This is a genomic window from Burkholderia cepacia, from assembly GCF_001718835.1.
Taxonomy (GTDB): domain Bacteria; phylum Pseudomonadota; class Gammaproteobacteria; order Burkholderiales; family Burkholderiaceae; genus Burkholderia; species Burkholderia cepacia_F.
Genome location: NZ_CP013444.1, coordinates 1,412,136 through 1,424,808, shown reverse-complemented (window position 1 = coordinate 1,424,808; position 12,673 = coordinate 1,412,136). Strand labels below are relative to the sequence as shown.

Sequence of the window (12,673 nt, the reverse complement as noted above, 5' to 3'; positions counted from 1 at the left end):
GTTCCGCGATGCTTCCTTCGAACCAATGGGAGTCCTCATGAGCGCCACCGTCCTCGATCCGAAATCCGCATTGATCGTCATCGACCTGCAGAAAGGCATCGTCGCCCTCCCCACCGCGCATCCGAGCGCCGACGTGATCCGGCGCGCCGCCGAACTGGCCGACGCGTTTCGCCGGCGCGGCCTGCCGGTCGTGCTCGTCAACGTCGCCGGCGGTGCGCCGGGCCGCACCGCGCAGCCCGGCCCCAAGGGGCCGCTGCCGCCGGACTGGACCGAGCTCGTGCCCGAGCTGCAACCGCAGCCGCACGATCACGTCGTGACGAAGCGGACCTGGGGCGCGTTTACCGGCACCGGCCTCGACGCGCACCTGAAGGCGGCCGGCGTCACGCAGATCGTGCTGGCCGGCGTCGCGACGAGCATCGGCGTCGAGTCGACCGCCCGGCAGGCGCACGAACTCGGCTACAACGTCACGCTCGCCATCGACGCGATGACCGACCTCAACGCGGACGCGCATGCGAACAGCATCACGCGGATTTTTCCGCGGCTCGGCGAGACGGCGTCCACGCAGGAAGTCATCGCACTGCTCGGCGCGCTCGATGCGTGAGCGCGGTACGGGGATGAACGACGCCGGCGCGCTTGCGTATGCATTGGCGTTCGCGCTGTTGTGCGCGCTGCACGCGCTGACCTTCGTGATGTCGCTCCGATTGCCGCTATGGTCCGACGCTGCCGGCCGGCAAGCGGCCGGAAGCGCGCCGGCCGAATCGCGCTGAACGTTCGGCCGCGATCGTGCGGGCCGGCGCGACCCGCACCGTTCGTTACTTCCACTTCGAGCCGAGGCTCGCGAGCCCTGCCCTGTCGAGATCGTCCGGCAACATCACCACGCGGAACTCGCAGTCCGCATTCAACATCAGGAACCACGGCTCCGCGAGTGCCGGAATCCGTGACGGGTCGTCGAGATCGACGATCAGCACGGCGCCGCGCGTGCCGTCCTGTTCGGTGAAGTAAACCGCCTCCGGTTTGCTCTCCTCGAGTATTCGCGCAATCACTTCGCCGACGCTGCCGTTTCGTACCAGACCATTGAACGGCTCGTGAGGGATTCGTATGTTGAGAAGCATGCGCATGGTCACCTCCGTGATTGAAACCCCGCATGGGGTGTTCAAAGCATAGGAGCTTTCCTGCGGCGCGCCGGGCGACAAGCAGCGTCACGTCACCGGCGGCGCATGCCCATGGTCGCCGATGCCGCCCGCGTCGTCATATTCCCGCGAGATGTCCTTGTTCGTGTAATCCCCGAGCCGCGACGCCGCGATCAAGCTGATCACCGCGCACGCCAACACATACGCCGCGATCGCATAGCCCGAGTGGTAGTACGCGAACAGCGCGGTCGCGATCAAGGGCGCCGGCCCGCCGGCAATGACCGACGCGAGCTGGTAGCCCATCGACGCGCCGCTGTAGCGCAGCCGCCCGGTAAACGATTCGGCGATCAGCGCGGCCTGCGGACCGTACATCATCGAATGCGGCACCAGCGACAGCACGATGGCCGCGAAGATCAGCACGGGATTCTTCGTGTCGACCATCGCGAAGTAGACGAAGCCGAACACGCCGGCGGCGGCGGCTCCGATCATGTACATCCTGCGCCGGCCGATCAGGTCGGACACGTGCCCGAACAGCGGGATCGTGACGAACTCCAGCACGGACGCCGCCAGCACCGCGATCAGCAGCAGGTCGCGCGACGCGCCGAGCGTCGACACGCCATACGTGAACACGAACGCCGTGAAGATGTAGAACGGCGCCTGTTCGGCCATGCGGGCGAACGCCGACAGCAGGATGTCCTTCGGCTGGCGGCGCAGCACCTCGAGCATCGGCGCCTTCTCGATGCGGTTCTCGGACAGGAGCCGCGCGAAGATCGGCGTCTCGAGAATGTTCAGGCGGATGTAGAGACCGATCGCGACCAGCACGATGCTGAGGAGGAACGGCACGCGCCAGCCCCACGTGAGGAACGCGCTGCCGGAAATCCAGCTCATCGCCAGCACCGCGAGATTCGCGAGGAACAACCCCGCCGGCACGCCGAACTGCGGCCACGCGGCGACGAAGCCGCGATGCGCGTTGGTGCGCGCCCATTCCATCGACATCAGCACCGAGCCGCCCCACTCGCCGCCGACGCCCACGCCTTGAATGAAACGCAGCACCGTGAGCGCGATGGCGCCCCAGATGCCGATCGCCGCATAGGTCGGCACGAAGGCCACGGCGAAGGTGGCGAGCCCCATCAGCAGCAGCGTGACGATCAGCGTGGCCTTGCGCCCGATGCGATCGCCGTAGTGGCCGAAGATCGCCGCGCCGACCGGCCGTGCGACGAAGCCGACCGCATAGATCAGGAACGCCTGCAGCGTGCCGACGAGCGGGTGCGATTGGGGGAAGTACAGCTTCGCGAAGACCAGGCCGGTCACCGTGCTGTAGAGGAAGAAGTCATACCATTCGATCGTGGTGCCGACCGTGCTGGCGATGACCGCGCGGCGCAATTGGCGCCGGGACTCCTCGTCGGAGAGGGGCGTTGCCCCGGATTGCATGGCAGCCATTTTGCATCCCCTTGAATCAAGGGCAATAAAATTAATAGACAGTTTTTGCCGTGCGTCGTTCCGGACATTGCGGTGCCACGGTCGCCGGCATGGCGCTGGAAAAGCGTTCAGGACTGAAACCTTTTGCTCGCCCGGTCGCGGCTCGGCGTTTCCGGCCGCCCCGTTTTTCCCGCACTGCCCCGACAGGCGCGAACACCTTGCTTCCGACGCGCGCGCAGCCGGAACACGCCGCCCGTATTCGGTCCGGGCCTGAGGAGAGAAGAGACGGGGCGCGGCGAATGGTCCGGCAAAGAGGCGTGCGCAACCTCACCTCACCGCAAGCCGCGCGCGGTGTTCCCGCCGTTACGTTACATCCATGAACGATTTCGTCGTCGGCCCGGCATGCCGACCACGGCGGCACGATGCCGGCGCGCGCCGGACCGCGCGCCGCATCGCCGCCCGATCCACCGGCCCGCAAGCTTCGGCGGCCGTTGCCGATGCGCGGCCGCGACGCTTCGCACGCACGCTTGTCGGCGCTGGTACGGATTCTGCATCCCGTCCGACACGAGAACGAGCACCGCGCCGCCGATCGGCGCGGACAAGTGAAAACCGCCGGGCCTGTCCACGGACACGCTCGCTGAACCGCAGAACGGGGGCAATCATGGATGCGCTGCCGAACCAGTCAGACGCCCAATTCCAGGCGTTCCTGAACCGGTTGCTCGAGCAACCGAAACCTGCCTGGACCGAAAAGCAGTGGATGGAGCTCGACATGGCGCTCGCGCTGTCGACCCAGATGCTGCAGATCGCCGAGCGCATGCGCGACGGCCAGGCCAATCTCGAGAACAGCCTCGTGCTGCTCAGGTACGCGAAGGTGCTGGACTTCATCCTGTCGTCGCTCGCGGCGCGCCGCGACATCCATCCGCAGACGCTGCGCACGATCTTCCGGCTCGCGAACATCAGGATCGTCGACGAATATCCGGAGTGAGCCGGCGCCGCGCGGCTACACGCTCCCCGGCTCGTGCGCTTCCGGCTGCACGCCGGCGGCCTCGAGCGCCTGGTGCAGCGTCGGGAAGATGCACGATGCGCCGACGATCTCCGTGATCCGGTGACGATCCATGTCCGCGCGCAGGTAGCGGTTGACACGCCCGAACAGCACGCCGATCCCGCGCGCGTGCAGCATCCTGACGAGATCGGTCAGCGTGCGCGCGGCCGAATAATCGATGTCGGTGACCGCCCCCGCATCGACGACGAACCAGCGCGCCGGCACCGGCGCCGCATCGACGAGCTCGGTCACTTCGGCGGCGAACAGGTGATCGTTCGCGAAGAACAGGTCGGAGCCGAACCGGTAGACGATCAGCCCCGGCGCCGTCATCGCACCGCGCCGCGCGGGCACCGGCAGCCACCGCCCGTCGCCGGCCGCCGGCTCCAGCACCATCGTGTGCGGCTGGTAGCTGTGGCGCACGTGCCGCATCAGCGACAGCGCGACGGCCAGCAGGATGCCGTGCTCGACGCCGACCGTCACGACGGCCACGGCCGTCACCAGCGCAAGCGTGAACTCGCCGGGGCTTTCCTTGCGGATCGCGGCGAGGCTGCGCACGTTGATCAACCCGAGCGCGATCGTGAACACGATGCCGGCCAGCACCGCATGCGGCAGATACTGCAGCAGCGGGCTCAGGAACAGCAGCACCACGACCACCACCACGGCGAACGCGAGATGCCCGATCTGGCTGCGCACGCCCGCGCCGTCGGCCATCGCCGTCTGCGTCGGGCTGCCGTTGACGACGAACGTCCCGCTGAACGCGGCGGCCGCATTCGCCGCGGCGAGCCCGAGGATATCGGCGTCGGTGTCGACCGCCTCGCGATACTGCTGCGCGAACACGCGCGCGGCGGCCGCGCTTTGCGCAATGATCATCACGAAGCACGACGCGGCGACCGGCACGAGATCGAGGAACTGCTGCCACGTGACGGACGGCCAGCGCAACGGCGGCAGCCCGCCCGCGACCGGCCCGAGCACCGCGATGCCGTGCGCGGCGAACCCGAACATGGCGCTGGCCGCGATGCTGCCCGCGACCGCGATCATCGGCATCGGCACGCGCGGCAGGAACCGCTTGCCGGCGAGAATCGCGACGACGACGAGCGCCGCGAGCGCGAACGTCGGCCGGTTCGTGTGGACGAGATGCGTGACGACGTAGTCGAGCTGCGCCAGGCTGCGCGAGGCCGGGTACGGCACCGCCAGCCCGAGCATGTCGCCGAGCATCGCGATCGACACCTGCACGCCGACGCCGGCGAGAAAGCCGACCAGCACCGTGCGCGACAGGAAATCGGCGAGAAAACCGAGCTTGAAGATGCGCGCGAGCAGCAGCATCGCGGCGGTCAGCAGCGCGACCATGCCGGCCAGCGCCACGTATTCGGCACTGCCGAGGGGCGCCATCGCCGACACGCGACTCGCGAAAATCGTCGCGGTCGCGGAATCGGCGGCCACCACCAGATGCCGCGACGCGCCGAAGATCGCGAACGCGACGAGCGGCAGGAACACCGTGTAGAGGCCCGTGACGGCCGGCATGCCGGCGATGCGCGCATAGCCGAGCACCTGCGGGATGTCCATGAATGCCAGCGAGATGCCGGCGAGCACGTCACGGATCGCCGCGCCGCGCCTGATCGGGAGAATGCCTTTGAGCAGGCTCACGCCTGACGACGAACTGCCGTTTGAATTGCTCATGCGTTGAATCGTGTCCGTGCCGGGTCTTGATCGCATCGTGCCCCGCGCGGGCGGCCGCTGGCAAGTGCGCGCGCAACCAATCGCGCGCCCCCGTTCAGGAACCCCGCCGCACGAAAGCTGTCCCTTTCAGGTGCCCTACAATTCGGGCGCCCGCCGCGACGCGGCGTCGAATCAACGCTTGAAAAGGAACCTGCCCCACCCCATGACCGTGAATGACCTCTGGTTTGCGCCGCTCGTCGGCTCCCTCGTCCTGCTGACCGTATCGTGCGCGGCTGCGGCCGCCGTCCGCTTCCTGCTGTTCCGCGTGGTCGCGCGGCTCGCGCGGCTGTCCGCCACGCGCGTCGACGACGCGCTGTTCGAGTTCGGCGCATTCAAGTGGCTGAACCGCATCGTCCCGTTCGTCGTGATCAAGCTCGGGCTCGGCGCGGTGCCCGGCATTCCCGATACGGCCGCGCAGGTCGCCGACAAGGTGCTGTTCGCGCTGATCGTGTTCCTCGTGACGATGACCGTCAGCGCGACGCTTTCGGCGCTCGAACACGCGCATCGCACGTACCAGCGCGACCAGCCGCGCCTGTCGCTGAAAGGCGCGATGCAGCTCGTCAAGCTCGTGATGTTCATCACGGCCGCGCTCGTCGTGATCGGCGACGCAACCGGCAAGCAGATCGGCCTGCTGCTGTCCGGTATCGGTGCGATGTCGGCGGTGCTGATGCTGATCTTCAAGGACACGCTGCTCGGCCTCGTCGCGGGCGTGCAGCTGTCGTCGAACGACATGCTGCGGATCGGCGACTGGATCACGATGCCGTCGGCCGGCGCGGACGGTACCGTCGTCGACATCACGCTGAACACCGTCAAGGTCGCGAACTTCGACCACACGATCATCACGGTGCCCACGTGGAAACTGATCACCGAGAGCTACCAGAACTGGCGCGGGATGACCGAAGCGGGCGGGCGCCGCATCAAGCGCGCGCTGTTCGTCGACGCGACGAGCGTGCGTTTTCTGTCGAACGACGAGATCGAACGGCTCGAACGCCTGACGCTGCTGAAGGACTATCTCGAGGACAAGGTCGACGCGATCGAGCAATGGAACGGCACGCTCGGCGCGGCCGGCGACTGCCCGGCGAACCGCCGCCAGCTGACGAATCTCGGCACGTTCCGCGCGTATGTCGCGAACTACCTGAAGGGCCATCCGCGCATCCGCCGCGACATGACCTGCATGGCGCGGCAACTGCCGCTCACGGCCGAAGGCATTCCGCTCGAACTGTACTGCTTCACCGACACGACGACCTGGGTCGACTATGAAACCATCCAGTCCGACCTGTTCGATCACCTGATCGCGGTGCTGCCGGAGTTCGGGCTGCGCGTGTACCAGCACCCGTCGGGCTTCGACATGCGGCAGATGGCGGCGGCCTCGCCGCGCGCGCCTGCCGCGCAGATGGAGCGGGACGCCACGCCGGCCGCCTGACGCCCGCGCCGCGCCGGCCGGACCCGGCCGGCGCGCGCTCACGCTTTCGCGCACTCCCCGGCCAGCCGCCCGAGCACCTTCAGCGCATCCTCGATCTGCCGCGACCACGGATAGCTGTAGTTGAGCCGGATGAAATGCCGGTAATCGGTACCGGCCGAAAACATGTGCCCGGGCCCGACCGTGATCCGCTCCGCGAGGGCCAGCGCATACAGCTTCATCGCGTCGACCTGCTTCGGCAGCTCGACCCACAGCACATACCCGCCCTGCGGCTGCGACAGCCGCGTGCCTTCCGGAAAGAAGCGCCGCACCATCGCGCTCATCAGGCTCGCCTGCTGCGCGTACAGCTTGCGCATGCGCCGCAGGTGAAAGTCGTAGCCGTCGTATTTCAGGTACTCGGCGATCGCGAGCTGCTCGATCGCGGGCGTCGCGAGCGTGTTCAGGAATTTCAGCTTCTCGACCTGGTCGCGGTAGCGGCCCGGCATCGCCCAGCCGATCCGGTAGCGCGGCGACAGGCTCTTCGTGAACGACGCGCAATGCAGCACGAGCCCGTCGCGGTCGAACGACTTCAGCGCGCTCGGTGTCGTGTCGCCGAAGTGCAGCTCGTGATAGACATCGCTCTCGATCGCCGGCACGTCGTGCTTCGCCAACAGTTCGACGAGCGCGCGCTTGCGCGCGTCGGGCATCTGGAAGCCGAGCGGATTCTGGAAATTCGGCATCACCATGCACGCGGCGATGCGCTCGCGTTCGAGGATCCGTTCGAGCGCGTCGAGATCGATGCCGTCGCCCGGGTGCGTCGCGACTTCCAGCGCACGCATGCCCATCCGCTCGATCGCGTGCAGCATCGCGTAGAACGTCGGCGACTCCACCGCGATCGTGTCGCCCGGCCGCGCGACGGCCTGCAGGCACAGGTTGATCGCCTCGGTCGCGCCGATCGTCACCACGATCTCGCCGGGCTCGACCGCGATCCCGCGCTCCGCGTAGCGCCGCGCGATCTGGCGGATCAGCTCCTGGTTGCCGGGCGGCAGATCGTCGATCACGCCCCAGCGGGTGCGGCGGCGGCCGATCGTCTGCGCATAGCGCGCGAGACGCTGCACCGGAAACTGCGACGCATCGGGATACGGCGAGCCGAGCGGCACCGCATCGTCGCGCGCGATCGAACGCAGCGTCGACAGCACGAGCCGGCTCACGTCCACGGCCGACGGCGCGGCCGTCGGCGTGGACGCATGCAGTTCCGCGACGGCCGCCTGCGCGATGCGCGCCTTCACGAAATAGCCGGACTGCGGCCGGCTCTCGATCAGGCCGCGGCTTTCCAGCACGAGGTACGCACGCAGCACGGTCGTGACGCTGAGCTGCTGCTGCCGGCTCGCCTGCCGCACCGACGGAATCCGCTCGCCGGGCCGGTATACGCCGCGCTCGATCTGCGCCTGGAGATCGTCGGCCAGTTGTTCGTAACGCTTCACGTGGATTTCTTTCAAATTGCCTTCAGACGTACAGTTCTGTGCCGCAATGCGTCAGATTGACGCGACTGTACTCTTTTTTGGGATGAACAGGTGTACACGCAGCGGGCGGCGGGCCGCGCGTAACCTGCGTTCATCGCTTCCCCCCCGACATCCGCATCATGAAAAAGAAGTCCGCTACCGCGCGCATCGAACCGTACACCCACCCGGCCGCCGGCTGGGGTGCGCTGAAGGCCGTCACGATCAACCTGATCAAGGAAAAGGTCGCCGGCGGCAATTACCGCACGCTGCTGCGCCAGAACCAGCCGGACGGCTTCGACTGCCCGGGCTGCGCATGGCCCGACCGCCAGCACGCCTCGACGTTCGAGTTCTGCGAAAACGGCGTGAAGGCCGTGGCCGCCGAAGCGACGAGCAAGCGCGTGACGCCCGAATTCTTCGCCGCGCACACGGTCACCGAGCTGCTCGAACAGACGGATTTCGAACTCGAGCAGCACGGCCGGCTCACCGACCCGATGGTGTACGACGCGCAGACCGACCGTTACGTGCCGATCGCGTGGGACGACGCGTTCGAGCTGATCGCGCGCCACCTGCGCGCGCTGCCCGATCCGAACCAGGCCGCGTTCTACACGTCCGGGCGCGCGAGCAACGAAGCGGCGTTCCTGTACCAGCTGCTCGTGCGGCTGTACGGCACGAACAACTTCCCCGACTGCTCGAACATGTGCCACGAGGCGACGAGCCGCGGGCTGCCGCCGTCGGTCGGCGTCGGCAAGGGCACCGTCACGCTCGACGATTTCGAGCATGCCGACACGCTGCTGATCTTCGGCCAGAACCCGGCCACCAACCACCCGCGGATGATGGGCGAGCTGCGCGAATGCGCGAAGCGCGGGGCGACGATCGTGTCGATCAACCCGCTGAAGGAGCGCGGCCTCGAACGCTTCGCCGATCCGCAAAGCCCGATCGAGATGCTGACGATGTCGGGCACGAAGATCGCATCGACGTTCATCCAGCCGACGATCGGCGGCGATTTCGCGCTGATCAAGGGGATGGCGAAGCGCGTGCTCGAACTCGACGACGCCGCGCGCGCCGCCGGTGCGCCGCGCGTGCTCGACACCGCGTTCATCGGCGAGCACACGGCCGGCTTCGACGCGTTCGCCGACGATCTCCGCCACGAAAGCTGGTCCGCGCTGACCGCCGAAAGCGGCGTGTCGTACGAGCAGATCGACAGCCTCGCGCAGCTCTATGCGCGCAGCGAACGCGTGATCGCGACGTGGGGGATGGGCATCACGCAGCACAAGCATTCGGTCGCGACCGTGCAGATGCTCACGAACCTGATGCTGATGCGCGGCAACATCGGCCGCCCCGGCGCCGGCCTGTGCCCGGTGCGCGGCCACTCGAACGTGCAGGGCAACCGCACGGTCGGGATCGAGGAAAAGCCGTCGCAGGCGTTCCTCGACCGGCTCGGCCAGGTGTTCGATTTCGAGCCGCCGCGCCACCACGGCTACGACGTCGTCGAGACGATCGAAGGCATGCTCGAAGGCCACGTGAAGGTGCTGATCGGCCTCGGCGGCAACTTCGCGATGGCGACGCCCGACACGCCGCGCACGTGGGAAGGCATGCGCCGCTGCGACCTCTCCGTGCACATCACGACGAAGCTGAACCGCAGCCACCTGATCCACGGCCGCGACGCGCTGATCCTGCCGACGCTCGGCCGCACCGAGATCGACCTGCAGGACAACGTCGCGCAAGGCGTGACGGTCGAGGATTCGATGAGCATGGTCCACGTGTCGTACGGGATGAACAAGCCGGCCTCGCCGAACCTGATGTCGGAGCCCGCGATCGTCGCGCACATCGGTCATGCGCTGTTCGGCAGCGGCAAGATCGACTGGCTCGCCTACAAGGACGATTACGCGAAGATCCGCGACGCGATCGAGGCCACCCTCGACGGCTTCCACGACTACAACACGCGCATCGCGCGGCCGGGCGGCTTCCACCTGCGCGTCGCGTCGCGCGACCGCGAATGGCTCACGCCGACGGGCAAGGCGAACTTCATCGCGCACGCGCTGCCCGCCGACACGCCGATCCAGCACGCCCGCGCGCTGCATGGCGAACGCCTGATGACGCTGATGACGACGCGCTCGCACGACCAGTACAACACGACCGTCTACGGGCTCGACGACCGCTATCGCGGCGTGTTCGGCCAGCGTCGCGTGGTGTTCGCCAACCGCGACGATCTCGCGATGCTCGGCCTGAAGGCCGGCGAATGGGTCGACATGGAAACCGTGTGGCACGACGGCATCGAGCGGCGCGCGGACGGCTTCCTGCTCGTCGAGTACGACATCCCGCGCGGCTGCATCGGCGCGTACTACCCGGAAACCAACCCGCTGGTGCCGCTCGACAGCGTCGGCGACGTGTGCAACACGCCGACGTCGAAGTCGGTGCCCGTGCTGCTGCATCGCGCGGCCGCGCCGGCCGTGCAGGCCGCCTGAAGGAGACCGCGCGATGATCGTTCGCCCGCGCGAGCACTGGCTGCGGATGCTGCTCGTCTGGAACGGGTCGGTGCTGCCGACCATCCTGCCGCAACTCGTGCTGACGCTCGCGATCAGCGTCGTCGCGGTGTGGGGCGGCGGCCGCGTGCTCGGCGAGAAGGTGCCGCTGAACCCGACGCCGTTCACGCTGATCGGCCTCACGCTCGCGATCTTCGCGGGGTTTCGCAACAATGCGAGCTACGAACGCTACCGCGAGGGCCGGCAGTTGTGGGGCGGCGTGCTGACCGCCGCACGCACGCTCGCGTCGCAGACGCTCGCCTACCGCGTATTCGACACCGATGGTGAACGCCGCGCGTTCATGCTCGCGCTGATCGCGTTCGTCTATGCGCTGAAGCATCAGCTGCGCGGCACCGATCCGGCGGCCGACCTGCGCGCGCGCCTCGACGACGCGACCTACGCGCAAGTCGAGCCGCTGAAGTTCCGCCCGGTCGCGATCCTGCATCGGCTGCGCACGACGCTTGCCGCGCGCGCCGACGCCGGGCGTCTCGCCGATACGCGGCTGTGGATGCTCGACGCACGCCTCGACGACCTCGTCGCGATGGTGAGCGGCTGCGAGCGGATCGCGTCGACGCCGATCCCGTTCTCGTACGACGTGCTGCTGCACCGGACCATCTACGCGTACTGCGTGCTGCTGCCGTTCGGCCTCGTCGATTCAATCGGCGCGGCAACGCCGTTCGTCACCGTGTTCGTCGCCTATACGCTGATCGCGCTCGACGCGATCGCGCATGCGATCGCCGAACCGTTCGGCGACGGGCCGAACCATCTCGCGCTCGATGCGATGACGCGGACGATCGAGCGCACGCTGCTCGAACTGAACCGCGAGCCGCTACCGGCGGAAGTGACGCCCGGCAAGTACTACCGGCTCCCCTGACGCGCGCGTAATAAACCCTCACAAACGATACAAACCGCCCGTCAACACGCCGGGTGCACGGCCCGTTCTTGGGTCAAGCGCCGGAAATTCCTCCGCGCAACGACCGGAGAAAACACCATGCGAGCCCTGACCCGCCATCTCGCGATTGCCGCCACCCTGCTGTCGGTACTGACCGGCACCGCGTTCGCCGATACGCCGTGGCAACAGGCGCATCCGCGCCGCGAAGCGGTGAACCAGCGCCTCGCAAACCAGAATCGCCGGATCCATCACGAAGTGAAGGAAGGCGAGATGTCGCACGCACAGGCCGCGCGCCTGCACCGTGACGACCGCAAGATCCGCCGGGAAGAGCGGGACATGGCGGCCCAGAACGGCGGTCACCTCACCAAGCCGGAACAGCGCGTGCTGAACCAGCAGGAAAATGCGGTCAGCCACCAGATCGGCCAATGAGCGCCCGGCCTCGGTGAACTTCGGACGCCCGCTGCCGCGTTGCGGCCGCGGGCGCTTGTTGTTTCGAATCGTTTCAGCGCGTCATGCGCGTCACGCCCTGCGGGTATACTTCGCCGTCAACCGCCTCCCGCATCCGCCGTGACCCACCGCGCGATGCCGGGCGGTTTCGTCGCGAAGCTTCGCGTTTCGCCTCCCCCGCGCCCCAGCCTCGATACGAGACCCACGACGACCCACCATGAAACGATTCCTGCTGCTCCTTCCCGCCGCCCTGCTCGCCGCCTGCGGTTCCGCGCCGTCGTCCGACTCGGCCGCCTCGTCCGGCGCGGCGCCGATGATGTACGTGTCGTCGCAGCGTCCGGCCTACGCGATCGCCAACTGCCTCGACAGCCGCCTGCCGGACGTGCAGCGCTCGCACCACGGCGGCGTGACCGATATCGCCGTCGGCTCGAACTCGTACTTCGTCACGCTGACGCCGTCGGGCAGCGGTTCGGTCGTCAAGGTCGTGCGCGGCTCGGGCAGCGAGCCGCCCGAGGAAACGATGCGCTTCGCGCTCGCGCGCTGCCTGATCTGATCCACCGCACCCGCGCGCGATCGCCCGATCCGCGCGCACGCCGAATATTTT

Annotated in this window: 12 protein-coding genes; 8 read left to right on the top strand and 4 right to left on the bottom strand. The window is 67.8% G+C overall.

Translation table 11 applies throughout. The annotated features are described in order from the left end of the window. Positions 1-37: 37 nt before the first annotated feature. Together WT26_RS26585 and WT26_RS37635 are read left to right on the top strand one after the other, a co-directional pair. Entirely contained in the window at positions 38-601 is a 564-nt protein-coding gene (locus tag WT26_RS26585) for an isochorismatase family protein (protein WP_069274308.1), read from the top strand. After that, positions 594-767 (top strand): hypothetical protein, encoded by a 174-nt coding sequence (locus WT26_RS37635; protein ID WP_196222203.1) that lies wholly within the window; start codon positions 594-596, stop codon positions 765-767. Before WT26_RS26585 ends, WT26_RS37635 begins: the two co-directional genes overlap by 8 nt. A 45-nt stretch (positions 768-812) precedes the next feature. Here WT26_RS37635 and WT26_RS26580 read toward each other — a convergent pair whose 3' ends face one another. Both WT26_RS26580 and WT26_RS26575 read right to left on the bottom strand, forming a co-directional pair. Further along, entirely contained in the window at positions 813-1,118 is a 306-nt protein-coding gene (locus WT26_RS26580; RefSeq protein ID WP_069274307.1) for a panthothenate synthetase, read from the bottom strand. 81 nt (positions 1,119-1,199) lie between these two features. Next, positions 1,200-2,570: an MFS transporter gene (locus WT26_RS26575; protein ID WP_069271176.1), complete on the bottom strand. Its 1,371-nt coding sequence runs from the start codon at positions 2,568-2,570 to the stop codon at positions 1,200-1,202. Positions 2,571-3,210: 640 nt separating this feature from the next. Between WT26_RS26575 and WT26_RS26565 the strand changes: the two genes are divergently transcribed. Beyond that, positions 3,211-3,534 carry a hypothetical protein gene (locus tag WT26_RS26565; protein ID WP_059610380.1) on the top strand — a complete coding sequence of 108 codons (324 nt, stop codon included), beginning with the start codon at positions 3,211-3,213 and terminating at the stop codon, positions 3,532-3,534. A 15-nt stretch (positions 3,535-3,549) separates the two neighbouring features. On the opposite strand, the gene WT26_RS26560 is transcribed toward WT26_RS26565, so the two are convergent. Further along, positions 3,550-5,268 carry a SulP family inorganic anion transporter gene (locus tag WT26_RS26560; protein ID WP_069274306.1) on the bottom strand — a complete coding sequence of 573 codons (1,719 nt, stop codon included), beginning with the start codon at positions 5,266-5,268 and terminating at the stop codon, positions 3,550-3,552. 202 nt (positions 5,269-5,470) lie between these two features. Between WT26_RS26560 and WT26_RS26555 the strand changes: the two genes are divergently transcribed. Next, on the top strand, positions 5,471-6,730 hold the full coding sequence (locus tag WT26_RS26555; protein WP_069274305.1) for a mechanosensitive ion channel family protein: 1,260 nt from the start codon (positions 5,471-5,473) through the stop codon (positions 6,728-6,730). Positions 6,731-6,768: 38 nt separating this feature from the next. On the opposite strand, the gene WT26_RS26550 is transcribed toward WT26_RS26555, so the two are convergent. Further along, entirely contained in the window at positions 6,769-8,190 is a 1,422-nt protein-coding gene (locus WT26_RS26550; RefSeq protein ID WP_069274304.1) for a PLP-dependent aminotransferase family protein, read from the bottom strand. Between the two features lie 158 nt (positions 8,191-8,348). Between WT26_RS26550 and WT26_RS26545 the strand changes: the two genes are divergently transcribed. The 4 genes from WT26_RS26545 to WT26_RS26530 all read left to right on the top strand — a co-directional run bounded on the left by WT26_RS26545 (position 8,349) and on the right by WT26_RS26530 (position 12,622). Next, entirely contained in the window at positions 8,349-10,673 is a 2,325-nt protein-coding gene (locus WT26_RS26545) for an FdhF/YdeP family oxidoreductase (protein ID WP_069274303.1), read from the top strand. Positions 10,674-10,686: 13 nt separating this feature from the next. Then, on the top strand, positions 10,687-11,604 hold the full coding sequence (locus WT26_RS26540; protein WP_069274302.1) for a bestrophin family protein: 918 nt from the start codon (positions 10,687-10,689) through the stop codon (positions 11,602-11,604). 117 nt (positions 11,605-11,721) lie between these two features. After that, positions 11,722-12,051: a hypothetical protein gene (locus WT26_RS26535; RefSeq protein WP_069274301.1), complete on the top strand. Its 330-nt coding sequence runs from the start codon at positions 11,722-11,724 to the stop codon at positions 12,049-12,051. A gap of 235 nt (positions 12,052-12,286) precedes the next feature. Beyond that, positions 12,287-12,622: a sugar ABC transporter ATPase gene (locus tag WT26_RS26530; protein ID WP_069274300.1), complete on the top strand. Its 336-nt coding sequence runs from the start codon at positions 12,287-12,289 to the stop codon at positions 12,620-12,622. Positions 12,623-12,673: the final 51 nt, after the last annotated feature.

Bases quoted from the DNA above. Each gene is read 5' to 3' on its own strand.
- WT26_RS26585 (WP_069274308.1), top strand. From the start codon at position 38: ATGAGCGCCACCGTCCTCGATCCGAAATCCGCATTGATCGTCATCGAC.
- WT26_RS26560 (WP_069274306.1), bottom strand. From the start codon at position 5,268: ATGAGCAATTCAAACGGCAGTTCGTCGTCAGGCGTGAGCCTGCTCAAA.
- WT26_RS37635 (WP_196222203.1), top strand. From the start codon at position 594: ATGCGTGAGCGCGGTACGGGGATGAACGACGCCGGCGCGCTTGCGTAT.
- WT26_RS26540 (WP_069274302.1), top strand. From the start codon at position 10,687: ATGATCGTTCGCCCGCGCGAGCACTGGCTGCGGATGCTGCTCGTCTGG.
- WT26_RS26580 (WP_069274307.1), bottom strand. From the start codon at position 1,118: ATGCGCATGCTTCTCAACATACGAATCCCTCACGAGCCGTTCAATGGT.
- WT26_RS26555 (WP_069274305.1), top strand. From the start codon at position 5,471: ATGACCGTGAATGACCTCTGGTTTGCGCCGCTCGTCGGCTCCCTCGTC.
- WT26_RS26545 (WP_069274303.1), top strand. From the start codon at position 8,349: ATGAAAAAGAAGTCCGCTACCGCGCGCATCGAACCGTACACCCACCCG.
- WT26_RS26565 (WP_059610380.1), top strand. From the start codon at position 3,211: ATGGATGCGCTGCCGAACCAGTCAGACGCCCAATTCCAGGCGTTCCTG.
- WT26_RS26575 (WP_069271176.1), bottom strand. From the start codon at position 2,570: ATGGCTGCCATGCAATCCGGGGCAACGCCCCTCTCCGACGAGGAGTCC.
- WT26_RS26530 (WP_069274300.1), top strand. From the start codon at position 12,287: ATGAAACGATTCCTGCTGCTCCTTCCCGCCGCCCTGCTCGCCGCCTGC.
- WT26_RS26535 (WP_069274301.1), top strand. From the start codon at position 11,722: ATGCGAGCCCTGACCCGCCATCTCGCGATTGCCGCCACCCTGCTGTCG.